The 24,039-nt window shown below is 69.3% G+C and carries 18 protein-coding genes; 4 read left to right on the plus strand and 14 right to left on the minus strand.

The genetic code is table 11. The features are described 5' to 3' along the window. Positions 1-72: 72 nt before the first annotated feature. The 3 genes from POL72_RS44235 to POL72_RS44245 form a co-directional block, all read right to left on the minus strand. Positions 73-678 carry a Uma2 family endonuclease gene (locus POL72_RS44235; protein ID WP_272102938.1) on the minus strand — a complete coding sequence of 202 codons (606 nt, stop codon included), beginning with the start codon at positions 676-678 and terminating at the stop codon, positions 73-75. A gap of 152 nt (positions 679-830) precedes the next feature. Next, the gene (locus tag POL72_RS44240) at positions 831-1,325 is read right to left on the minus strand and encodes a DUF6194 family protein (protein ID WP_272102939.1); all 495 of its coding nucleotides are present in this window, start codon (positions 1,323-1,325) and stop codon (positions 831-833) included. A 250-nt stretch (positions 1,326-1,575) separates the two neighbouring features. Then, positions 1,576-2,550, minus strand: coding sequence for an arabinofuranosidase catalytic domain-containing protein (locus POL72_RS44245; RefSeq protein ID WP_272102940.1), 975 nt, complete (start codon positions 2,548-2,550; stop codon positions 1,576-1,578). Between the two features lie 1,118 nt (positions 2,551-3,668). Between POL72_RS44245 and POL72_RS44250 the strand changes: the two genes are divergently transcribed. Beyond that, positions 3,669-4,607 carry a hypothetical protein gene (locus POL72_RS44250; protein ID WP_272102941.1) on the plus strand — a complete coding sequence of 313 codons (939 nt, stop codon included), beginning with the start codon at positions 3,669-3,671 and terminating at the stop codon, positions 4,605-4,607. A gap of 9 nt (positions 4,608-4,616) precedes the next feature. Here the strand turns inward: POL72_RS44250 and POL72_RS44255 are convergent, their stop codons facing one another. The 11 genes from POL72_RS44255 to POL72_RS44305 form a co-directional block, all read right to left on the minus strand. Then, positions 4,617-6,239, minus strand: a complete 1,623-nt coding sequence (locus POL72_RS44255) for a tyrosine-type recombinase/integrase (protein WP_272102942.1) — start codon at positions 6,237-6,239, stop codon at positions 4,617-4,619. Between the two features lie 200 nt (positions 6,240-6,439). Next, positions 6,440-6,967 carry a hypothetical protein gene (locus tag POL72_RS44260; RefSeq protein WP_272102943.1) on the minus strand — a complete coding sequence of 176 codons (528 nt, stop codon included), beginning with the start codon at positions 6,965-6,967 and terminating at the stop codon, positions 6,440-6,442. Between the two features lie 845 nt (positions 6,968-7,812). Next, positions 7,813-8,292 (minus strand): hypothetical protein, encoded by a 480-nt coding sequence (locus tag POL72_RS44265; protein ID WP_272102944.1) that lies wholly within the window; start codon positions 8,290-8,292, stop codon positions 7,813-7,815. A 1,650-nt stretch (positions 8,293-9,942) separates the two neighbouring features. After that, positions 9,943-11,013, minus strand: a complete 1,071-nt coding sequence (locus POL72_RS44270; protein WP_272102945.1) for a hypothetical protein — start codon at positions 11,011-11,013, stop codon at positions 9,943-9,945. 16 nt (positions 11,014-11,029) lie between these two features. Continuing rightward, positions 11,030-12,181: a hypothetical protein gene (locus POL72_RS44275; RefSeq protein ID WP_272102946.1), complete on the minus strand. Its 1,152-nt coding sequence runs from the start codon at positions 12,179-12,181 to the stop codon at positions 11,030-11,032. Then, positions 12,178-14,385: a hypothetical protein gene (locus POL72_RS44280; RefSeq protein WP_272102947.1), complete on the minus strand. Its 2,208-nt coding sequence runs from the start codon at positions 14,383-14,385 to the stop codon at positions 12,178-12,180. Before POL72_RS44280 ends, POL72_RS44275 begins: the two co-directional genes overlap by 4 nt. Continuing rightward, a complete protein-coding gene (locus POL72_RS44285) occupies positions 14,382-15,791 on the minus strand; it encodes an ATP-binding protein (RefSeq protein WP_272102948.1) in 1,410 nt (469 codons plus the stop codon). Before POL72_RS44285 ends, POL72_RS44280 begins: the two co-directional genes overlap by 4 nt. Before the next feature lie 187 nt (positions 15,792-15,978). After that, positions 15,979-16,197, minus strand: a complete 219-nt coding sequence (locus POL72_RS44290) for a hypothetical protein (protein ID WP_272102949.1) — start codon at positions 16,195-16,197, stop codon at positions 15,979-15,981. A gap of 45 nt (positions 16,198-16,242) precedes the next feature. Next, positions 16,243-17,751, minus strand: coding sequence for a hypothetical protein (locus POL72_RS44295; protein ID WP_373372319.1), 1,509 nt, complete (start codon positions 17,749-17,751; stop codon positions 16,243-16,245). Between the two features lie 35 nt (positions 17,752-17,786). Beyond that, positions 17,787-19,421 (minus strand): hypothetical protein, encoded by a 1,635-nt coding sequence (locus tag POL72_RS44300; RefSeq protein ID WP_444547649.1) that lies wholly within the window; start codon positions 19,419-19,421, stop codon positions 17,787-17,789. A gap of 20 nt (positions 19,422-19,441) precedes the next feature. Next, positions 19,442-20,443 (minus strand): tetratricopeptide repeat protein, encoded by a 1,002-nt coding sequence (locus POL72_RS44305; RefSeq protein WP_272103857.1) that lies wholly within the window; start codon positions 20,441-20,443, stop codon positions 19,442-19,444. A gap of 346 nt (positions 20,444-20,789) precedes the next feature. On the opposite strand from POL72_RS44305, the gene POL72_RS44310 reads away from it, so the two are divergent. The 3 genes from POL72_RS44310 (at position 20,790) to POL72_RS44320 (ending at position 23,693) form a co-directional block, all read left to right on the plus strand. Then, positions 20,790-21,920: an RNA polymerase sigma factor gene (locus tag POL72_RS44310; RefSeq protein WP_373372320.1), complete on the plus strand. Its 1,131-nt coding sequence runs from the start codon at positions 20,790-20,792 to the stop codon at positions 21,918-21,920. A gap of 120 nt (positions 21,921-22,040) precedes the next feature. Further along, entirely contained in the window at positions 22,041-22,937 is an 897-nt protein-coding gene (locus POL72_RS44315; protein ID WP_272102953.1) for a hypothetical protein, read from the plus strand. A 192-nt stretch (positions 22,938-23,129) separates the two neighbouring features. Further along, the gene (locus tag POL72_RS44320; protein WP_272102954.1) at positions 23,130-23,693 is read left to right on the plus strand and encodes a sigma-70 family RNA polymerase sigma factor; all 564 of its coding nucleotides are present in this window, start codon (positions 23,130-23,132) and stop codon (positions 23,691-23,693) included. Positions 23,694-24,039: the final 346 nt, after the last annotated feature.

The following is a 24,039-nucleotide window of genomic DNA, read 5'->3' on the forward strand; positions in this document are numbered from 1 at the left end:
ATCCACCGGTTCCACCGCTGCTGCCATCTGCCTCGCGGCGCCCTCGTCGCCAGGTCGCGGGGCCGCGGTCCGTCACCGCTGCCGCTCCTCCTCGTCCTCGTCGTCGTCGAACAGCGCGCCTACCTTCAGGACGATCGCATCGAAAGGCTCGGGCCTGACCCGATCCTCCCGCTCGGCCGCCAGCACCAGCAGATATCCCTCTGTCGTCCACCGGTAGACCATGAGCGTCTCCGTCTCGGGGTCGACGATGCAGTAGTGGGGCACCTTGCAGTGCTGGTAGGTTCGGAGCTTCTTGAACAGATCGTTGCGGCTGTTCGACGGCGATAGCACCTCACACACCCAGTCCGGCCGCACCCGGATGGGCACCTCCCTAAGCAGCTCCGGCAAGCGCTCGCGCAGCCACCCCGTCACATCGGGGCGGTAGACCTCATGGGTTTCCAGCTCGACCTCGACCTCGGTCGCGAACCACCAGCCGCCGGGCCAGCGTCCGCCGGGCCGTCGATCATACGGTCCGCTGATCCGGCTCCCGATCCGTAGCTGGGCGCGCCCGTGTGGGCCGCTCGGCATGGCCTTGCGAACGAGCTCGCCACCGATGACCTCGTGGAAGCGCTCGCGCTCGGGGATGGCCAGGAGATCGTCCGCGGTGGCGAGGCGGCGGGCGGAAGCGGCTCCGGACATGCGCGCAGGATAGCGCCGGCGGCTGTCGAGGGCACCACCGGCGTCGCCGACACATCACCGCGACCGACCAGAAGGAGAGGGAGCACGGCCTCGACGCGCTCGCCCGGGGAAGCTCGCGTGCGGTCCGGTCGAGCGCATCGCCTTGTTCAGCCTCATTCGCGGGTCTCGCGTTTCGCGTACCTGCTGACAGCCAGCTGATGGGCCTCAGCCAGCAGCGGCCGCACCGCCTCGAAGGTTGCCTCGCTGGGGTTGAGCACGCAGACCCAGGACTGCGGTGCGTACACGGGGTGCGGCAGCAGTCGATCCAGGGCGGCGAAGTCGTGGCCGGTCTCCACGGCTCTGCCAGCAGGAGGAGGAGACGGCTGGGGGCCAAACAAGGAGCGGTACGTCTCCTTGCTGACGCCGATGTTCAGCCGGAAGACTCCCGGGCGATCCAGCTGGGAGGCGCAGTCGAATTCGCCATAGTCTTTGGTGACGATCGTCGCGAACGGGAACCGGCGAGCAGGCGGGAGCTGGCGTCCGGGGTCGTAGCTGAAGAAGGTGTCGCCCCAGGCGAGCTCGGGAGACCCGGCCTCGCGGGATGCGACGACCACATCGACGCCATCCAATGTGTCGGTGATGTACCGGGTGATCGAGGCCTCGTTCATCGGAGTCTCCGCGGGAGTGTCTGCCAGCAGGTGTGTGGGGCGAGGCCGCGCGCCAGGCGCTGAGCGTCGGGCGAAGCCCGTCGTGAGTTCGCTTAGCGGACTTGGCCTCTTGATTCAACTTCAACGTGGCCGTCCTCCGTACCGGCGTCAGGCGCGTAGCTCACTCCCTGTGAACTCGGCGTTCTTGGCGGCTCCTCTCTCTCCGCCATGAAGCTCCCGCAGCAGCGCTGGACACGCCATCCGCGCCCGCTCACTCATAGCCAGCCGCGATGATGTTGTTTTGGAGCGCGTCCTCCGTAGCATCGTTCGGGTAGCCGGCGGCGATCGCGCCCTCGTAGAACGTACCTGCGCTGTCGTTCGCGCCGCCGTCGGGCTTGCAGCAATCACCACCACTGCCGAGCACGATGGCGCCTTGCTTCTTCATCGGGCTATAGTTGGGCGGCAGCGAGCCCTCGTAAAGCTTGGTCAGACTTCCCGACTGGGCGTTGCCGCCCTTCAGCGCGAAGCGCGTGGTCCCGTCGTTCTTCAGGATCGCGGTGACGTACTTGTGCGGAAGCGCCTTTTGGTTCGGGTTCCAGCTGCTGCTGCCGCCCGGAAACAGACCCCACTCCAGGTCGGCCTGCACCCACGGACCGGTGCCGGAGCAGCCTCCGAACCAGCACTGCTTGCTGAAGTTGATGGCGTCCATGGCGCCAGCTCTGTCGGCCTTTCGGGTGGTCTCGCTGTTGCCGTAGTCGAAGCAGCACCCGCCGTTGACGTGGATGCCGCTCGTCACCATGTACAGGCCTTCCGGCGCGCTTCCCGTCGGAACGCCGGTGGTGTGGCCGTCGCGCCAGTAGCTGTTGCCGGGGTTGATGTAAAGCGAGTAGACCTTGCTCCCGCTCACCTGCAGCGACTCCGTGGTGGCCTTCGCTGGGCTGCTCCTCGGTGAGCCGGGCACCACGTCGGAGCCCTGGTACCAGAGGTCATTCCCGTGTCCGGATTGGTCGTAGAGCACCGTGATCACGCACGAGGTCCCGGCGCAGAACGCGTCCTGTGGTGCGGAATCGGCGGGGCCCCCGGCTTTGAGCACGGAGATGTCCCTGGTCGCGTTGTCCGAGGCACGCCGGACTTGGTAGAGCTTCCCGGCGTAGGCGCCGAACAGGGCGCGCACCGTGCTATGGGCGGCAACACACGGCGTGCCGCCGCTCTCGTAAAGATCGCACGGCCCGGTCGATGCGTTCACGTCACCGGAACCGCCAGTGCCACCAGCTCCCCCGCTTGTTGCGCCGCCGCCGTCTCCCGCTCCCCCGCTTGTTGCGCCGCCGCCGTCTCCCGCTCCCCCGCTTGTTGCGCCGCCGCCATCCCCCGCTCCCCCGGTTGCTGCGCCGCCGCCGTTACCACCAGCGCCTCCTCCAGCAGTTGCCCCGCCAGCGTCTCCGGTCGCCGTGGGCTTCTCGGCTCCGGGGTTGTCAGCGGTGCAGCTCAAGCCTTGTGCGGCCAATACGAACGCGAGCATCAGCGTCTTTCTCATCTTTTCTCCTGATCGGGCGCTATTGCCGAGTGAATGCGGCTCGCAACGCCAAGTGGCCACCTGACTTGGCCACTGTGCCACGGGCCTGTGGCGCCCGTAGCGACGCCAGTTTGCCTCGAGCGAACGAAGACAGTAGTCCCAGTGGCATCTCTCCTCGATTCGGGTCGCTGGTCGAGCCGGATGGGAACTGAGATCGCCGAAGCAGAAGGATGCCCCTGCAGGTCAATGTGAACGTTCACATTCCGGATGTCAATTCCAATCGACCGGCCTCCCGCTGTCCTCGATCCCGGGGGGAGGACGAGGCTGGCGGGGCTCCTTCGGAGCGCCGCGTCGAGCGAGGGATCGTTCGGAGCGCGGCGTCAGGAGAGATCGGCACAGGATCGCGATCTTCGCCGGCCCGCTCGTCTACCAGGCCTCCAACGGCGTCTGGCTGACCGACCACGTGTCGCCTGCCTTGCGTGTCGGGCTGGCCCGGCCAGGGTCCCGCCCAGCAAGCGGGAAGGCCGCACCTTCGCATGTCGGGATTCCGACATACCCATCGTGCTTCACGTCCTGCAAATATTCAATCGCTGGATGTCCATGTCCTCCAGGATGAAGGCGAACGACGCCGTTCCGGTCTTGGTCCGGATGTCGTGCTCAACCTTCCTCCTGCTGCGTGCATGGGGCGATCAGCGGTCGACTGGAACGACGACAAGCCCCGAGGGCCTCCTGGGGTCGGTCATCATCTGCTCATGGTCGACGGATGCGAGGCACCGCCGCGAGCGCCCGGCGGCCGTCTCCTGCTTGCCTTCGCCGCTCCCGCTCGGTAGCGTCGGTCCCGGGTAGACCTCTTGCCGGCCCCGATCGTCGTCGATATCGCGTCGGGCCCTGCCGTACAAGGCGAGCTCCCGGCGCTCCTCGTCGAGGCGTGCTCCCGCGCCGCCGGCGGCGGCGGGTGCGCGCTCGGCGATCCGAAGCGCGCCGGGACCCCGCTCCGGGCGCTCGCCGTCGTCTGGCTGGACGGCCCGGACTACCGCCGGCTGCGGGTCGACGTCGCCTCCCTCGGCGCCCCCGAGGGCACGCTGTCATCGCGCGAGATCGAGTTCCGCGAGGAGGATCCGCTGCCCGACCGCTACCGCACCGCGGGGCTGCTGGTCGCGGCCCTGGCGTCGGAGCGCGCCGGCTCCGCGACGCCGCCCGACCCGACCGCCGCCGCCCCGACCGCCGCTGAGCCGGCCGCGGACGCACCGCCGCCGCGCCCGCTGGGCTGGTTCCTCGCCGCCGGCGGGCTGGTCGGCAACGGCCTCGATGTCGGCCCCGCGCGCGCCGCCGGCCCCGCCCGCGTCGGCGGCTGGGTCATGGCCACGTCGCTCGACCGGCGCTCGGGCTTCTTCGGGACCCTCTCGGTGTCCTATGCCGCGGCCCTGCGCGAGCCGGCCCCGGGCCTGTCCGTCCAGTGGCTCACGCTCGGGGGCGGCGGCGGCATCGCCGCGCCCATCGCGCCGCTCGACGCGCTCGTCCGGGCGAGGATCGAGGCCGCCGCCGACTGGGTGATGGCCTCCCCGCGCGACCCGAAGAAGCCGGAAGAGACAGGGCACGGGTGGGCCTTCGGGACGCGCACGGCGATCGACCTCGTATGGCCGGCCGAGGGCAGCGTGGCCCTCCTCGGGAGCGCCGAGGCGTTCGTGCGGATCCACCAGACCGACCTCCACCTCACCCCGAAGCCCGAGGCCGCGCTGCCGAAGGGCGGCGTCACGGGGATGCTGGGGGTGCAGCTGCGCCTGCGCTGACTCCGCGTGTCAGAAACCCCGCCAGGATTTCTGTGACGACGAGGCGGAGGCGGACGAAATGTCAATGATTCCAACACGTTCTGTCTGATTCGCGGTCGGGCAGCTCGCCGGTGTGGCCCAACGCGGGCCCAACGGGGCGCCTGCAGCCACCGGGGCGCCCGCTACGAGCTGGCCGGCGTGGTCAACGACCGCGGCCGGCGCTCGGTGGTGCAGCGCGCGGACAAGGGACGCGTCGTTGCTCGGCGACGACGCGCTCGCCTCCGGTCCCGCGGACATGGGATCACTTCCACCTGAACGGCCGCCCCTGCCGTTCAGCTCGGGGATCGCCTCGTCCAAAGGAGCGAAGTCCCCCAAGCCGAGCTCTGCGACCTTGCGCGCCGCGCGCTTGTAGTGGTGAATCTGACGGCTCGATTTATGCCCGGTCCGATCGGAGATCCACGTCTCCGTGCGGCCGTTTGCGAGCTTGATCGTGATGAAAGTCGCGCGGGTGTCGTGCAAGCGTATATTCAGCCGTGACTGCGTGGTCTCGAACAACTCGGGCCGATCGATGCCAGCACGGCGCAGGTGATTTCGAAAGTTGTGCGCCCCACTGCGCCCCGGCAGGGGCCCGCTCGGCCCAATGAAGACACGCTCCTTCGGGGGACATATAGCGAAATAGGTCCGAAGCGCGCGCACGACGTCGGGTGAGAGTGCCCACGCGCGTGGGTCATCCGTCTTGTTCTCGTCGAGCACCACGGCGCCGCGATCGAGATCCAGGTCGGACGGCTCCAGCCTTCCGGCCTCGTCTGCCCGCATTCCCTCGCGAATCAGGAAGCCATAATAGATCCGATAAGACAGCGGAATATTCACCGCCGCCATGAGGCGCCTATCCTCGTCGGGATAGAGGGAGCCTTTGGCCTTGTTGTCCTCGGCCTTGGGGATCCATCCACGTGGCAGCGGATTGCTGGCGATGATGCGCGCCGGATAGGTCGCGAGCGCGAGTATCCGATGAATGACCTTTGCGACTCCTTGACGCGAGGAGTCCTCAAGATGTCCTGGCAGCATGGAGATCGCTCGATCCGCATGATCGAGCATCAAACGAGAGAGAGGAACGGGGCCGAGTACCCCCAGAACATGATTGAGCTTATGCCGGTATTGCTCCGGATGGCGAAGCGCTTTCACATGCAGTGGGTATTGCTCGGCGAGCCTTCCAGAAACAACCAACTCGGCGAACTCAGCGAAGGTTGTTTCCCCGGACGCGCGAGCACGCGCTTCGCCCCTGCAGAGCTGCTCGATGGCAAGCCGGACGTCGCGGAGCGCGCTGCCCTCGCGCGCAGCAGCCCGCTCCAGCAGCGGCAAGCCGAGCACGATCTGGCCGGCCGCGAGCAGACGCCCGGCGAGCTCGGACAGCACCTCCAAGCGCGCGTTGGCTTCCTGCTCGGTCCGGCACGTCGGCAAGCTGAACGTGGATCGACCGGCCTCGCCGAGGCTGAGTCGCGCGGTCCACGTCTTCCTGCGCAGCCGGACGGACCCGGAGCCGTTGGCGCGCTTGTCTCCTGCGGGCCTGCCGGGTGCGCGAGTCGCCAGCTTCGGGTGCTCCGTCGTGCTCGCCGAGCCCGGCGAGTCTGCGGCGACCGCCGCTGCTTCCTCCACCGGAGTGGCACGTCCGGCGGAGCGGCTCGAACGCAGACGCCGATCAGTCGATGCCGGTGCAGGGAGGGATGAGGCGGGGGACGACGCCGAGCGCTTGGCGCGCACCCGTCGCTGGGGTACGTCGGTCATGGGTCGGTCTCCGGTGAACGCGGGGGTCGATCAAGGGCCCGTCCGGCGTTCCAGCGCCGAGCGGGCCCGCTCTACTTCGGCGGCAGCCTAGCACGGCTTGTTGCTGCGGAAGGAGCGCTCGCCCGGTCGGTGCGCGGGCATGGGACAGATTCGAGACCGGCGGAGGCCAGCACGGCGGCAACCCGCGTGCGCTCATCCGCCTCTGTCGTGCGACGCAAGGCCGGCTCACTGGCCAGCGCCCGGAGGTAGGCCACGAACGCCTCGCGCTGGACCAAGCGCAACTTGCCGAGTTTCGTGATCAGCAGGGGAAAGCCCGGCGCGCGGATCGTGTCGAGGAAGACGCGCGCGGGGATGCCGGTTACCGACTCGACGTTCTTCTGTGAGAGCATCTCCGGCGGCGGTGCCGTAATCGTCAGCCCATCCAGGGGGATCGCGAGCGTTGCGGTTGCCGTCGCCGTCGCTGTCTGGTCGATCACCTTCGGGCTGGACCATCCGCCGGGGGGAAGCTCCAGGCTCTCTCTGTAGCTGGCGCGCACGCCGCTGCCGGCCTGACGAAGAGCAAGCGGTGCCGATACACGGGCGAGAGCCGCTCGTGTCATGCTGTACCTCCATCTGTGTTGTGTTCGTGCGCAACCGTGACCGACGCCGCCGGAAGGTGCCCGAAAAGGTATCTCGGAGCCGACGGTATCTCACTGCGAGATACCCGCTGTACGCGCCTGAGAAAACACCGCGTCGTGTCGCGGGGTTAGGTGTTCTGAAAGGCGCCGAAGAGGGGTCGAAAGATGGGAGGAGCGAAGGGCATCATTTGGTATCTCGGAGCGACCCGCCGGCACCGCCCGGGGAGGTCGCGCCGCGGCGTGCGCTGAGACCGGCTGCGATAGTGGGCGCGGCCGTGCCGTGGCGGTAGGGGCCATCGGCGGCATCGCGTCGTCGCCATCGCCGATCGGCACACGCTGCCCACGGAACTGCGTCAATTTCGTGCGGTGTCCGTCGTGGGGCGCTCCTCGTCGGCAACGAGCTCGGGCGGCCTCCAAGCGCCCGGCGCGCTCGGCGAGCACCTCCAGCCGCGCGTTGGTTTCGTCCTCGGTCCAGTACGCGGGCAGGCTGGCGGTCCAGGTGTTCCCGCGCAGCCGGACGGAGCCCACGCCGTTGGTGCGCATCACTGTCGTTGGTTGGCGGGCGGCGCGAGCGTCTGGCTTCCGACATTCCGTCAAGCTCGCCGGCTCGGCGAGGCCGCGTCGGGTGCAGCTGTCTCCCAGCGCGACGACGGGCCCCCGCCGCAGCGGCTCGAGCGCGCCCGCCGGTTCGGCGGACGACGGCGCGGGGAGGCACGCGGCGGAGAGCGAAGGCGAGCGCTTGGCACGCGCCCGCCTTAGCTGGGCGAGATGAATCATGGGTCGTCTCCGGTTGCCTGGGGGTCCGATGACGGGCTCGCGCGGCATTTTCAACGCCGGACGAGCCCACCACGCGTCCGCCGCAGCCTGCCACCGCCTGCGCCGTGGGGAGGCGCGACCGCTCGGCCGGTGCGTGCGCACGGGATGAGCTCCAGGCCAGCAGCCGCCAGCACGGCGGCAACGCGCGTTTGCTCATCCCCGTCTGCGTCACGGCGCGACGCTGGGTCACCAGCCAGCGCCTGGAGGTAGGCGACGAATGCTTCGCGCTGGACGAGGCGCAGCTTGCCGAGCCTCGTGACCGGCAGCGGGAAGCCCGGCCCGCGGATCGTGTCGAGGAAGACGCGTGCCGGGATCCCGGTGACCGACTCGACGTTCTTCTGCGAGAGCATCTCCGGGTGCGGCGCTGTGAGCGTGAGCCCGTCCAGCGGGATCGCGAGCGTCGCGGTGGCGGCGGCCGTAGGCGTGCTAATCCTGGGGCTCTGCGATCCTCCGACGGGCGCCTTCAGGATCGTCCTCTCCATCGCGCGCATGCCGTTGTCAGCCTGACGATGAACAAGTTGTGCCGATACACGCGCGAGAGCCGCGGATGCCATTCCGTACCTCCGTCCGTTTTGGGTTCGGGAGCAACCGTGACCGACGCCGCCGGAAGGTGCCCGAAACGGTAGTTCTGCGCTCCCGGTAGTTCAACGCGAACTACCGGTGTACACGCCCGGAAAGAACATCAAGCGATGTCGCGGGGTTAGGTGTTTTTGGAAGCGCCGCTGAGGGGCCGAAAAACGGGGAAAACGAAGGGCGCGATTTGGTAGTTCTGCGCGCCCCCTCAGCGCCGCGCGCAGAGGTGACACCGAGGGGTGCGCCGGGACCGACTGCGATGGCCGGTGCGGCCGTGCCGTGGCGGTGAGGGCCATCGGCGGTACCGGCTCATCTCCATCGCACACCGGCGCACATTGCCAACCGAAACATGGGGCCGCCGCCTTTCAGCGACGGAAAGTCGACGCCAGGGACAGAGGCCGCGAACGTGTCCACGCTTCAATGGGGCCACCGCCGTTTAGCGGCGGAAAAGACGGCTTCGCTCGCGGCGATCTCTGCCGACGTCACGCTTCAATGGGTCGCATTTCAGCGGCGGAAAGCTTGGTACGCCGTCGCGGACGAGACGCCGAGAGCGCGACTTCACTGGGGCCGCCGCCCTTCAGCGGAGGAGAGCACCTACGACACGGTGAAGCGCGTCATCAGTGGCGAGCTTCAATGGGGCCGCCGCCTTTCAGCGACGGAGAGGTCGCTATCAAGTCGTGAGGTAGGGGCGATGGACGCGCTTCAATGGGGCTGCCACCTTTCAGCGACGGAGACGCGGAATGGGCGCGCGTCACCGAGAAGAAGTGCTTGTGGCTTCAATGGGGCCGCCGCCTTTCAGCGGCGGAGAGGGTAGAGGTTCGTGAGCGCCGTGTGGCGCAGGTGGTGGCTTCAATGGGGCCGCCGCCTTTCAGCGGCGGACAGCGGGCGCGTCCTATCACGACCTGCCGAACCTGAAGTGGCTTCAATGGGGCCGCCGCCTTTCAGCGGCGGAGAGTGGGCACGGAGACTACAAGACATTTCGCGCACTTGCGACCCGGTTTGCGAGAGATTCCCGATCCGCTCCTCGCTCGGGCACCCGAGGCGCTCCGCACACCCCAGATCGCCCCAATTTTCGTCGCCATTTCAAACACCTGTCAGCGTTGCGAGCGCCTCCGGGGATTTTCGTATCACTCCCCCTCTCGAAACCGGTCTGCCGTCCCCTTCTACGCGGCATCTCCCCCCGCCGTCCAGTCCCTCGTGCGCAGCCATCGACTGACGGCGTGAGCTCCTGCGGCTCCTGAATGGAGCACCGCGGGCGCTTCAGTGGGGGCGATCGGCGCAGCCACCTCAGTCACCACCACGACGGCCCGAGCCCATGCTGCCCGCGCCCCACGCCCTCCTGGCGCCACCGCTCCGCCGCCCAGCTCGCCCGCCAGGTCCTGCCCCGCCACCTCCGCGCCTTCGAGGGGGCGCCCGAAGGCGTCGTTGCCGTCCCACAAGAACGTCGTCTCGCTGTTCGGCTCGCAGGGGCAGGCGAATCGCTCCTCCGAAGCGCCAACCGGCGATCTCGACGATCAGGTCGATGCGCTCGAGCGAGGCGGGCACGCGGCGGCGGCTGAGCGGGATCGTTAGGGCATCATGCCGAGCGCGGAGAGAGCATCGACCCAGAGCGGCCAGAGCGTGCGGTAGAAATGGGTCGCCATCATCATGCCGCCGCTCGGGAGGCGGCGAATGGTGAACGGGGCGTGGTCGGCGAGGAAGTAGACGTGCTCGCCCGTCATCTCGACGTACCACAGCGGTGGCCCTTTTAGGCTCGCGGGGAGCTGCTCGCCGCGCGCCTTGGCCTGCACCGTCAGGTTGTGGATCTCCTCGGCGCGCGGCTCCGCGGCGCGCCACGCCTCGTCGGGCACATCCGCGGCGGCCACGAGCGCCTCGATGAGGGCGGAGGCCGGCAGCGCCAGGGCCTTGATGACGGTCTCGCGGGAGAGCGGGATCGAGCGCCCGCTCTTGTCCGTCGGAACCACGCGCGCCCCGGCCGGCGCGGCTTCCACCCGCGCGCGAAGCGCCTCGATCGACAGGCGCGCGATCCGCGAGACGCTTTCGTTCTCGTGAAGGCTGACCCACGACAGCGCGAGATCGCGCGCGATGTCGTGGGCGTTCGCGTGGTACGTCGCGCACATCGAGACCGGCGCGAGCCAGGTCCAGGCGGTCGTGCAGCCGCCGGTCGAGACGCGCCTGCTCGCGTCGGGCGCGCAGAGGCGGAGGAGAAAGTCCTCGGTGTCGGTGACGACCTTGTGCCATGCCAGCACGGCCTCGGCCCCGACCGAGGACGAGCCGCTGCCCAAGTCGAGGATCATGTACTTCGGGGCGAATTCCTGGAGATTTTCAGGGTGCAGGTGGAGGGGGCCCCATGACGTGGAGCGTTCGCTCCTGTCGGTGAAGCAGCGAAGGTTGCAACGGACGAACTGTCCGGAGCTCGAGATCGAGTGGAGGACGACCTCCGCATCGGCGCGTCGGAAGCGGGCGCGGATCGCCGCGACCGCCTCGTCGACAGGAGCCTCGTGAGTCTCCGGGCCGGGGTAGAGGCGAACGCCGACCGTATGCGGAGGCTCGTCGACGAGCGCCGACAGCGCCGCGCCGAGCGCGTCGACCCGCGCGGCCTCGTCGCACCAGGCATAGAAGTAAGGTCCTGCTCTCATCACTCGACGTTCGTTGTCAGCACGACAGGCCGAGCGTGTCGAGCGCGTCGGCCCAGAGCGGCCAGAGCGAGCAGAACGGATGGGTCGCCAGCACCACGCCGCCGCTCGCGAGGCGGCGCACGAGAAACGGCGGGTGCGTTTTCAGGAAGCGGAAGTGACGGTGCTTGTCTGTGTCAACCGGCCAGGTCGGTGGACCATCACCGGTCTCCGCGAGCCTTCGTGTCCACTCCAGGATCTCAGCGGCGCGCGGCGCGGCCGCACGCCAGGCGCCGTCGGGCAACGCCGAGGCTTCCAGCGCGTCGAGCAGCGCCGAGGGCGGCGTGGCCAGCGCCTTGAGGACGGTCTCGCGGGAGAGCGACCACGTCGGCGCGCCGCCCCCTTTCCTGGCGACGCGCGATCCGCGTGGCGGCGCGAGGGCCACGCGCGCCCCGCGCGGCGCGGCTTCGACGCGCGCGTGGAGCATGGACAACGGGATGCCCGCGATGCGCGACACGTTGTCCTGGTCGTGGAGGTGTACCCACGACACGGCGAGGTCGCGCGCGATCTCGCGGGCGTCCGCGTTGTACGTCGCGCATGTGGTGACCGGCGCGTGCCAGTGCCATGCGTTCGTGCACGCGCCGGTTCGGACGCGCCCGCTCCCGTCCGGCTCGCAGAAGCGGAGCAGAAGATCCTCGAGGTCGATCTGCAGGAGGTGCCAGGCCAGCTCGGCCTCGACCTCGAAGGAGCGCGGTCCCCTGCCCCAGGCGAGCTCGAGGATGAAGCCGAAAAAGTGCATGCAGTTCTCCGGGTACATCTCGAGGGGGCCTTGCGGCTCGTGGGGGCCTCGCAACGACCAGCGAGGTTCGTACGCTTCGGTGAAACACTGAAGATCGACAAGAATGCTGCGCATGGCAGGGGAGTGGGGTCCACGCTGGTCCGGAAGGGCCAAGCGCTGGGCGCCGGGAAGGATCGTGCTGCACGTGGCGTGAGCCGTGCCGGTGCATGGGTACTGGGTGCGGATCATGGCGACGGCCGCCTCGATGGATTTCGTGGCGCATCTCACGTCGAAGTTTGCCCACGCATCCAGGAACCCCCCTGGGCGCGCAAGCGTCGACAGCGCCGCGGCGAGCGCGTCGACCCGCGACGCCTCATCACACCAGGCGTAGAAGCGAGGCCCCGGAGTGCTCATAGCCGGATCACCTTGATGGGCATATTGAAGCCTTTCAGGCTCGCCCTCTTGCCTTTCTGCGTGTCGAAGAGGTAACCGTCCTGCGCGATGTACTGGGTGCCACCGAACTTTCCGCCCCGCTCCATGAGGAGCTGGACCTCCTCGACATCTCCCACGAGTCCGTTCTGCCGTACCCCCTCCATCCCGCTCGACAACTGCTCGATGACGTCATTGCCATTGACATTGGCCCCTCCTTTCGCCTCGCTCAGGACGAGCTTGCCCTGCGCGGACACCGTGATGAAGTCGGGCGCCCTTGGCTTGGTGGCCGCATTGCCGGTCAACTTAGGCCAGAGCGTCGCGCGCACGCCGTCATCGCCGACGCCGAGGAGCGTCCGCCCATCGCGGGCGAGGAACTTCGCCGCCGTCTTCTCGAACGGGTAGAGCGGCTGCGCCGTCACCGCTCCCCTCAGCGTCTTGTACGCGCGAAGCCTGCGTACCTCAAATCCCTTGACAAGGACATCATCGACCTCCGCGATCTCCCCAGCGATCCGGATCCCACGCGGCGGTAGCGCGCCGGCGGCAGCAACGCCGTGCCAGATGTGCCCGACCGCCCCGAGCCCGAAGCCGAGCCCCGAGAAGATCCGCTCCTCATCGCTGAGCTCTCGCCCCGACGGCACACACCACTCCTTGCCCGTCACGGCCTCGCATAGGTCGAGCGTCGGCCCGACCACGGGGACGAACCCCACCCCGATGCGCGTCGTCGCGTGCACCAGCGTCTGCATCACCTCCCCGTACGCCTCGAAGCCTTCGGCGACCGTCGACATCGCGCCCGCGAACGCGCTGATCGTCTGGTAGAGCTGCGTCTGCTCCAGGTCGAGCCCGCCCCCCGTCCACAGGTTGAGGTTGTCCTTCATCTGGTCCGCGAGCGCATCGAACCGTGGCTTCAGCACCGTGTCCACCTGCGCCCGCAGGTCGGCAGGCACGGGCGAGTCCTCGAACCAGTCCGACGCATCCATGAACTGCCGCACGAACCCGGTGATCCGGCTCTGCGCCTTCAGGAACGCGTTGGTCTCCGCGAATGACACCCCCATCCGGTCGCGCAGCGCGATCTCCAGCGCCGCGCTGTTGGCCCTCCACGCCCGCACGTTTGCCACGAAGTCCGCCCGGAGGACCACCACCCGGCCGCTGACGTCCGCCTCCAGCGCCGCGAGCACCGCGTCCGCGTACGCCGCGTAGGGATCCCGCCCCTCCTCGAACGCGCCGTCCACCTCCGCGATGTCCGGCACCTCGACCCACGGCACCTCGCTCTCCCCGAGCGCGTACGCCTGCGGGTCGTCCGGGTCCCACCCCTCGGCGCGCGCGTCTTCCGTCGCCAGGTCCGCCACCTCGTCGGCCTGCGCGCCGAACTCGTCCATCAGTCGCGCGACCTCGTCCTCGAGATCGCTGACGCTCTTCTTCAGGTCGTCGACGAGCTGCTCCATCGCCGCGCGCGTCTCCGGTGCGACCGCGTCCTCATACCGGTCCAGGATCGCCTCGAGGTCGGTCCGCGAGATCTCGTCCAGCGGCCGGCCGACAAGGTCCTTGAGCTCGGTGTCGAGCTGCTGGAGCAGGTCCATCTTCTCCGCGAGCAGGCCCACCGCCCGTGCGTTCGCCACGAGCGCCGCGCGCTCCTTGGCGATCTCGGTCAGCAGGATCTCGATGTCGCGCGCCAGCGCCGGGTTGATCTCCGCGAGGCTCAGGTCGACGCTCCGGCTGCCCTCGAAACCGGTTGCATCGCGGCGGATATCGAAAAGCGGCTTGTTCAGCCCGAGCGGCTCCGAGACGAGGTGCACCACCTCGTGCGAGTGGGTACACCAGTCGCCGCCGTTGACGGTGTGGACTCGGAAGTGGAAGTCGTTGCTGCCCGTGCGGAGCAGCACCGAGTCGAACTCCGCCTCGAAGATGTTGCTCTGGGAGCCATCGGCTTCGATCCGCAGCGCGTCCGGAACCGAGTACGTGGGCAGCGGCGTCTGGTTCACCTCGAAGAATGCCTCGCCCTCCCTCTCCAGCTCGGCCTTCCCGCATGAGGTCGCGTCCTCGCGCTCGTTCCAGAGCAAGGTGTACGGCGTTCCCGCCCACCCCACCGACGGCGCCAGCACCGCCACCATCGTGACCAGCGCGACGAGCTTCCGCAGCACAGCGGCGCGAACGCCACGCGGAGCAACGTTCTTCTTCGACCGCCTCATGTCCCCTCCGCGCCGCGCACGGCGGCGTCATACGCGATCGCGGCGCCCTTCACGTCCCCCGCGTCGAGCCTCGCCTGAGCCGCGTCGAGCTCCGCCGCGGCCATGCCCTTCTCCCGCAGCGCCGCGAGACCCGCCGCGATCTTCTGCGGCACCCCCGTGCTGAGCTCGGCCGCCGCGGCGTCGAACCTTCCTCGAAGCTCCGCGCACCCGGCCTCGCGCCAGGACGACCCCGCCGCCTCGCAGAGCGGTCGCAGCTGCGCCAGCGCCAGGAGCTCGCCGCACCGCTCGGCCAAGAGCGGCAGCCCGAGCTTCTCGCTCACCGGCGGCGCCGCCGACAGCGCCGCGACCTGCGCGCGCGCCCGCTCCCCGAAGGCGTCCGACGCCTTACGGGTCCGCGCCTCTGCGATCGCCTCGCGCGCCCCCTCGTCCATCTGCAGTACGCGGAGCGCCTGCCGGCGCAGCGCGATGCCGCCGAGCAGCGCCGACGCGGTCGCGTCGCTCCGGGCGACGCGACCCTTCACGTAACCCAGCATCGCGTTCAGCGAGCGCAGCGCGCCCGAGGTCATGTCCGGCAGCACCGCGCCGTGCGTGGCGAGCAGCTCCCTGTGCGGCGCCATCGCCTCATCGAAGGAGGCCGCGAAGACCTGGAGCGTCGCCGACCAGCTCAGGATCTCCGCGGTGAGCTCGCCGGGCGCGCGGCTCGCCTCGCGCGCCGCCGCGAGCACGGCCTGCTCCACGCCGTCGAGGCCGTCGATGTCCGACCGCGACGCCTGCTTCGAGAGCGCCGCGTACGCCGCCGTCTCCGCCGCCTCGGTCGCGCGATACGCGGCGAAGCGCGCCGCGACGCCCGCGTACTTCGATCGCAGCGGCGCGACGTCGCTCCGGGCCTGGTCGAAGACCGCCTGCACGGCCGCCATCGCCTGCCGGTCGGCCGCGAGCGTGGCGGCGAGCGGTTCCCTCTCGGCGCTGGCCTTGTCGAGCATCGCCGCCTTGAAGTTGCCGGCCGCGTCGACCGGCGCCTCCGCGAGCAGCACCCTCTGGCGGTCCCTCGCCTCGTCGAGCAGCGACGCGAGCTTGCCCGCGAGCGTCGCCCGCAGCGACTCGGCGTTCCTCGCGTCGTCGCGCACGTACGCGATCGCCTCGTCGATGTGGCCGAACCAGACGCCGAGCGAGGTTTCGCTCGCGACGATCTCCTCCGGCGTCTTGTTGTTCGGCCAGGTGGCCCACACCTCGATGGGCAGAGCGCCGTCCTTCTCGGCCTGGGCCCACGCGGCGCCCGGCCCCTGATTCTCGCCCACGCAGTGCTCCTCGCCACCCACCGCCGCCGCGCAGAAGCTCCCGAACGTGTCGTCCCCGAACTCCCACAAGCACCCGGCCCCTGCCGCGCCGAGCGCCAGGGCGGCCACAGCGACCGCAAGGATCGTCCTCCGTCGCCTCGGTCTGGATCTTTCGCCCATGCTCATTGCCTCCACCCCGCGATTTTTCTCGCTCGCGCACGCTCGCCCGCATGTTTTCCAGAAGCAAGCGTCCCCACCAGAGCGCTAGGACATTGCTCGGCCGTGGATCGCGCCCCGAGCGCCAGGTTGTCCGTCCTCAATGCGCGGACAGTCGCGGAACCGGAGAGGTGTGCTTGGGGGTGCGTGACGCCACGGCCTGCGGACCGGGGTCGAGGCGGACGCCGCTGAGCTCGTGACCCTCGGCGGCGAGCTCCCCGAGCGAGGTCTCGGCGTCGTGCTCTTGGGGCGCCGCGCGGCTGTCGACGTCGCCACCAGCAGGCCCGCGGGCGCCCTCGTGGAGCTCCGAGCGTGCCACCGTCGGCGCCCTGTCACACCAGGGTTCGCCTGAAGTGTCGTGATCCTATTCAGGGAAACGCAGCGTCTCGACCCGGGTGCCGTCCTCCCCCCGGATCTCTTCGCCAGACCAATCCCAGCTCACGCCGCCCTTGCCTGGCAGCCCCAGCTTGTAGGTGACACCCTCGATCGTGAGCTGGTCCTCGTCGAGGTAGGCGATGCCGATCGAGTCGCCGCCGCGCCCCGGGCCGCCGTAGCCGCCATCGCCACCTCGGCCGCCGTTGCCGCCTTCACAGCCCCACCTGCCATCGCCCACGGCCCCGCCAGGTGCGCCTCGGCCGCCTTTGCCGCCATCCTCGGGCTCCCCGCCGTCACCCCCCGTCCCCGCGTCGAGCGTCTCGATCTCGCTATCGCGCACCGTCAGCTTGGCGTGGAGCGCGACGATGCCGATCGTTGGCTGGCCGTTCCCGCCCCCTCGGCCGCCTCGTCCGCCGCAGCCCCCTGCGCCGCCCGAGCCGCCGCCGGCGCCTCCCTTCGCGGCCTCGCCGCACACGACGAGCCCGCCGCGACGGCCGCCGCCCCCGCCGCCGCCTTGGCCCGGCATGCCGCGGCTGCCCTCGGCTGCCCCATCGCCCTCCCATCCGGTCTCGGTGATCCGCCCGATGCCCTCGCCAACCGCGCCCGGTGTTCCCCAGAGGCCAGGACTGCCGTGGAATCCACTGTCGCAACCGCCGTCTACTTCGCGGTCTCCGTCCCCGCCCCGTCCTGAGCTGGTGGGGTCGGACGCAAGGACGGGCGTGCCGGTGTCGCCATCCTCCGCGCCGTCGGGAAGCCCGTCACCACCCTTGCCACTGACGCTCGGCATTCCGCCGTCGCACGGGTTGACCACCGCCGGCCCGCCGGCGATCGTGGCCGCCGAGCACGCATCCCCGCCGTACATGCCGTGCGGGCCGTCCGCTGCCTGGGATGGCCAGGGCCACTCTTCGCCATCGCGGCCTCCCAATCCCCAGGATGCGCGGATCTTGCCCCGGGTGAACTCCACCACGGTATCCGACCGGACCAGCATCCCGACATGAATCCCGCCCAGGACGGTCACATGGTCGATCGTCGAGACGCCATCCGCTGCCCCGGTGTCGCCCGCGCCCGCTGGCTCGACGATCAGCGCGATGCTCCTACCGGAGCGGGGGACGATCTTGGTCGTATCACCCGGCCCGCGTCCCCAATCGACGAGCTGGAAGCCTCCATAGATATCCACGCCGGAGGGCAGCGTGACGTGCTCGTCAAGGCTGAGGTTGGTTAGGAACACGCGACCGCGCCCGGTGCGTGCGAGCTCGATCCCGCGCTGCATCGAACGAACCGGCCTGTCCTTCGTGCCGGGGTTCGCGTCGTCGCCGCCGAAAAACGGGTCAGTGACGAACACGCCGCAGCCATCGATCACCTGATCCATGGCAAGCTGCTCGATGCATAGCGATTCTGGGACCGCCTCGCCGGGATCGTTCACCCCTGGAGTGGTGCCGCAACCGGCAGCGACGAGCGGAACAACAAGGAGAACGAAGAACGTTGAATTGGACATCATCGGCATCCCTCGACGGCAGCGCTGCGGTGAGCGACTCAGCGGGGTAGCTCGTTTTCCGCACCGAAACGATAGAGTTGACCCGATGGGCCGGGCCCGCCTTTGCCCACCTCGTCATTGGCATCGGCGTTTCCTGCGGGGCCGCCGTCTCCAGCTCCCCCAACCTCGATGGTCGTGCCGGGCAGGATGGCGAAATGGGGGACCACGTAGGCGATGCCGACCGAAGCGCCACCGAGCCCGCCACCGGCATCACCGCCGCGGCCGCCGTCACCCCCCCGGCCGCCGTCGCACGCGTTCCACATACCATTACCAAAACCCAAACCGCCTTGACCTCCCAGTTGACCGACGCCGCCCAGTTGGCCCGTTCCGCCAACCCCGCCCTTGCCACCGTTGCCCGCGACAACCAGCGTCGCCGCTAGCTCTAACTCGGTGTCCTCCAGTGCAACGATGGCGATGCTCGCGCCGCCATAACCGCCGCCCCTGCCCCCCGTGCCGCCGCAGCCGCCACTTCCGCCCGAGCCACCGGCCGCACCACTTTGGGGGCGGCTTGTCGGACACGCATACATGGGCCCGCGCGACTTGCTGCCGCCACCCCCGCCGCCCGCTTGGCCGACGCCGCCCGTCTCTCCGTCTTCGCCCAGAACGCCGACCCATCCGTGGATGTTGAGATACCCTTCATCAGCCGCGCCGTCAGCGCGACCACGGTCGGCGCCCGCCGCGCCTTTCGCCCCGTCTTTGCACGGTGCGCTGCCTGCACCGCTTCCTCCAAGGCCTTTGCCCTCGGGATTTTCCGCGGGCTCGGGCTGTCCTCGCGTGCCATCGCCACCGCCGTTAAGCCCGCCGTCGCCGCCGTATCCGCCCGTCGACTCGATGCCGTCGTCGCACATGTTGGCCACCGGAAGGGCGCCCACGGCAGCGTCGGCCGTGCAGGAAGACGCGCCATCGTTCCCCTCCACGCCATCCAGTGCTCGATAGCTCGGCGCGTCCTTGCCCGGCTCTCCATCTTTGCCGTCGCCCGCGAGAATGACGCTCTCCCGCACGCTCGCCCTGGCCCCCGTGCTCAGAATCATCCCGATCGACGACTTGCCATCGCGCGCCGAGGCGTCCGCCGCGACAACGCGCACGCCGGCGATCACCGACGTCGCGTCGTTCCCCACGAGCGCCGTACCCTCCTCCCCGAGGATCCGCAGCGGGATCCCCCCCGGCGGAGCGATGATCGTCGGGTGATCCGGCCCTTCGAATGAGCCCTCGTACGACCAATCCCCGCCGTCACACCGACGCCCTCCCCAGAGGTCGACGCCCGAGGGCAGCGAGATCGTCTCCGTGAACTCCCCGCCGCACGCGTACACGCGCCGGGTCGGCTCCTCGTCGTGGCTTCGCCCATGCGCGGCGAGCCCAATCGCGTGTTGCAGGGTCTTCACCGGAGCGTCCTTCGTTCCGGGGCTGTTGTCGTCGCCCAACTCGCTGACGAACACCCCGCATTCGTCGAGCGCCATCGCGGTCACTGGGTCGCCGTCACAGAAAGTCGGCTCAGGCGCAGGGACACACTCCATCACTTCCCAGCAATCGTCACGGTACGAAGTGCAAGCCATCAGCGTGCTGCTCGCTCCCCACGCACAGACCACGACAGCAACGGCGGCGGCCAACGCTCTTCGGCCTTCCCGTGGCTGCATCCCTTCGGTATTCGGTATGGTCACCACACCCCCTCGATGCTCACGCCCGTTTCGTGCCCGGTCACGACGGGCGATATCTGGACCCGATCCTGAGCTGACGTGCGGCCCAGGAAGGAGAAGTCCGTGAAGAAGGACGCGGCGGTGGCCGCGCCGATCACACCGCCCGTGATGACCAGCGCCGTGCCCACCCGGTCCGACAGGTTGCGCGCGTCGCGCAGGCGCCGCAGCTCGCCGCACGGCGAGCGCTCTGGCGCTTGCCAGCACATGGACGAGTTCGATCTCGGGTCGCTCTCGAGCTGGTCACGCCGCGCGCTCATGTCCTGATCGAGCTTGCTGGCGCTGATCATGAGGATGGCGCCTGCCGATACGGTGCCCGTCGCGAGCGTGATTCCCACGACACGCAGCGTCCCCGGCCACGAGGCCCACGGGCTGGAGGCCTGCGCGCGCGGAGCGGGCAAAGCGCGCACCGGAGTCGGCGTCGCGGTCGTGGTCCCCCTGGCGCTGCTCGCCTCCTTGGCGCCGCTCGCCGCCGCACACAGCAACGGCATCGTGAACTCGTGCTCCGCGCCTGCGACGGCGCGCAAGGAATGAAGCGCGTCCTTACAGCCCGGTGCACGGCCCCGCACCATGTGTTGGCCCGGCTCGAAGAACAGCGTGTAGGTCCGCGCGGTCCGGCCGATGCGCTTGCCGTCGACGAGCACCTCGGCGTCGGGCGGATCGACGCCCAGCACGAGCCGCGCGACGTGCGGCGCTGCGTTGCGCTGCCCGGCCTCGAATCGCTGCTGGAGCGCTTCCGGCAACGCTTCGCGCTGTTCTAGGCTCCTGGCCAGGTGCTCGGCCGCGTCGCGGTACTTGTGCAGCGCGAGCTCGCAAAGGCCGAGCTCGCCGGCGAGCTCCGCGCGCTCCACCTCGGTGCTGGTCGACGCGTCCGCGGCCTCCAAAGCTGCCTTGTATTCAGCGGTTGCCTCGGTCCACTGCCCGGCCTTGCGCGCTCTCCGACCACGGCGAACATGCTCCTTCACCGTCGACCCGTCGCTCGGTCCCGCCTTCGGATGGGTATCGTCCGCACTGGACGATTTCGGGAAGCCTGTTGCGGCCCCGAGCGCAAGAAAAATTGAGAGCGAATGCGCAATGCAACGCATCCCGCGACGGTACCGACGCCGGCTGCTCGGCGTCAACCGGCAGAAATCGGCACGTCTCGGCGGCTTGGGTGGGAATTGGCGGTCGAATGAGGGAATGCGTTCAACCATCCGTCGGACATGGTCAAGCGCGGCCTGGCCGACTACATGGCGGCACACTATCCGACCGAAGTTGCTCCTCGACTCATTTTTCTGAACCTTTTGGGCCGCCTCGCGTGTGCTGCTTATCGTGGCCAAGCCAGAGACCGTCTCCCCCGGCTTCGAGCTCTTCCGGCGCCTGGCCAGGCGCCACGGTGTACCGGCGCGAAACGCCGAGGATATCGCCCAGGAAGCGCTGCTGCGGGGGCTCGACGCCGACCAACGTATCGAGCCGGGCGGCGACCCGGGGCCGTACCGCATCACGATCGCCGTCAACCAGGCGCGCAATCACGTCCGGGACGCGCGCAGCCGCGGCGAGGTGCTCACGTCCTTCGATGAGCGTGAGATCCGAGATGAGCTCCCCACGCCGGAAGAGTTGCTCCGCAGACGGCAGCGGGAAAAGCTCACCCGGCAGCTGATCGACCAACTCGAGCCCAAGTACCGGGATCTCGTGATCAAGCACGACCTCGAGGAGGTCCCGCTCGCCGAGATCGCCGCCGAGCAGGGGCTCCCGCTGGACACGGTGAAGACGCGACACCGGCGGGCGCACAAGGAGCTCGAGGTGCAGGGGGGACGGTGGCAGGCGCAGGAGCGCTCTCAGGGAAGGGACGGGAGCATTTGCGTGCCGCTTGCACTGGGCTTCGGCCGTCGCGCGTCGTGGGTGGCCTCGCTGCGCCGGCTGGGCCTGAGGATCCTCGTTCAGGCCGCGCTCGTCCTGCTGACCGGCGCGCTCGTCTCCGCCGTGCCGCCATTGACCGACCTGGAATCGTGGATCAGGGCGGCGGCGGTCCGCGCCCCTGCCACCGCGCCCGCGGAGCAGGACGCCGTGGCGCCCCGCGCGCGAGATGGCGCCCAGAGCGCCGCGGGGCCCGCCAGCGGAGATGGGGCGCCCGACGCTGCGGCGCCCGCCGCGGCGACCGCGCACGAGATCTCGTCGCGCACAGAACACGGAAGCGCGCACGGCGAGGCGATGGCGACCGGCACGCCTGCTCCCCCGAACGCGACGACGAGAAGTCACCGGGCCGCGCCTCCGGCGGGCGCCGTTCGACCGACCGCCGGCGAGGTCGAGAGGAGCCTGGTCAACCAGGCGCGGAGGGCCATCGAGGCCAACGACGTCATGGCCGACGTCGAGGCTCGGCGGCTGCTCGAGGCTCACGCGCGGCAGTTCCCGCGAGGGCGGCTCGCCGCGGAGCGCGAAGCGCTGCTCAGGCAGCTTCGCTGAATCGTCGGCTACCCATCAACAGCTAAGCAGGCGGGGATAGCGGTGCTGCTTTCGCGCAGCGCAACGCCGAGATCCGCCTTGCGTCGGACAACAACGCTCAGGTCCAGGAGGCGAAAGTTCATGGAAGACATGCTGGGTGCGATGTGGCTCGTGTCGCCGCTCGGGCTCGCGATGATCGCGTGCGTCGCGATCGGCTTCGCGGTCACCGCGCGCGAAGCGCTGGGACGAGAGCGCGGGCTTCGCGAGGCGCGCGAGCACGCGCATGATGACGAGGAGGCGGCCCTCACCGATGCGAAGCAGCAGGCAGCGGGGGAACGCGACCGATATCGGCGCCTTCTGGACTGTCACGTCGACGCGGCGCTTGCAGAGCTGACAGACGCCCGAGCGCGCCCCGCTCCCCGGCCGGGCAGGGTCCTGGAGTCGTTCTGTGCGACGACGCCTTCGTGGAGGAGAAAGCTGGGCGAGAGCACGGGGTTGGAACCAAGGGAGGTGGAGCGGTTGCTGAGGAGCGACCTCCCCATGACGCCCGGCCTCGCGCGGCAGCTGGAGGCCTTCACCGGCGCGCCTGCGCGGTACTGGGAGCGCCTGTGGCGGCTGCACGACGACCACCGAACGGACGCGGAGACGACGGTGGTAATGCAGATCGGTGCGCCAAGCACCAAGCGTGAGAGCTCGGCGCTTCCCGCGGCGTCGTCGGCGCCGAGCTCGGCGCCACCGACTCCGCCGACGATACCTCCCCGCGCGCTCGACGTTCCTCCGCCCGTGGTGCCGTCTCCCGAGCTTGCGGCCAGGAGCCCGCGGGCGAAGCTCCCGCCGCCTCCGCTGCCGCGGCTTCGGTCGCCGCTCCCTGTCCGCACCGCCGCGGGGGCGGAGCTCGTCCAGCGCGCCGCCACGCTGACGAGCTTCCCGCTACAGCGTGACGAAGGGGGGACGAGCTCCGCCAACGCGTCCGACTGGGAGGACGCAGAGCACTCGCAGCTGAATACGACACTTCCGGGAGTAGGGAGCCATGGATGAGCGCCGCCGCGCCTCGCAGCTACACGCCATCAGGCGCCTGCTGGCGAGCATGCCGGCCCTACGGGAACTGAGCAGCTACGGCTGACGTCTTCCTTTGGTAGCGGACGGGGAAGACCGCGAACCGGTGCCGCATGAGGCGGACGCGCGGCATCACCCGCTTACGGGCGATTGCCCGCGGGGGAGGGTAACGCCATGGATCGTCTGTCGAATGAAGACGAGCGCGCCGCTGCGCACGCGCGCCTGTTTTGCCCGGCGCAGGTTCGTGCCGTCCTGCGCTGGCTGGGGAGGCTTGGGGTCCCACGGTGCCATCGTACCGACGTCGCAGGCCAAGTCTGGCTCAAAGCCTGGGAGAGCTGGCCCAGGTTCGATCCGAAGCGTGGCAGGCCGGAACGCTGGTTGAACGGGATCACCGTACACGTTGCGTCGCACTATCACCAGCGTATGCAGCACCGCAGGGAGGAGCTCGTCGATTTGATCGATGTGACCGATCCAGCCCCGGATGCCGCTGCTAGGATGGAATCCGACAGCGTCAGGACGGGCACCATCGACGCGGTGAACGAGCTCGATCCGAAGCTGCGATTTGTTCTCGTGGCACACGATCTGAATGGGATCCCGATGGCCCAGGTGGCAGAAGACGCAGGGCTACCTCTCTCTACGCTCTACAAGCGACGCACAAAGGCCATCGGTGCGCTGCGCGATATCATCGGGCTTCGTGGAACCCAGGGGGACTTCGCCCGGAGAGTGGGGCAACAATGAGCATCAATGCCTCGTTGTTTACTGCCAGCGCAACTTCGACGACCATGAGGCGGAGCGAATGTTCGACGCTCTTATGATGTTCAGGGGGCGTTGCCAGGGTGTCAGCGATCGTTTCCGGCCATGAGGACGACTTAAACCCGCCAGCGTGTCAATCGAGAATTACTTGACACGTTCCGCGCGCTTCTGATTGACAACTAGATACGCCTTGGCTTCGAGCTCGCTTGCGCACGTTGCTCAAAGTGCTCGCCCCTTGATGACCGCATGGCGAGCTCGGCGTTCCTCGCATCCTCGTCACCCTGCTACAGAACCCGAGAGGCGGAAGCCGAGCAAGCCCAGCTCGATTCAC

Source organism: Sorangium aterium (genome assembly GCF_028368935.1).
In the GTDB taxonomy this organism is placed as follows: domain Bacteria; phylum Myxococcota_A; class Polyangia; order Polyangiales; family Polyangiaceae; genus Sorangium; species Sorangium atrum.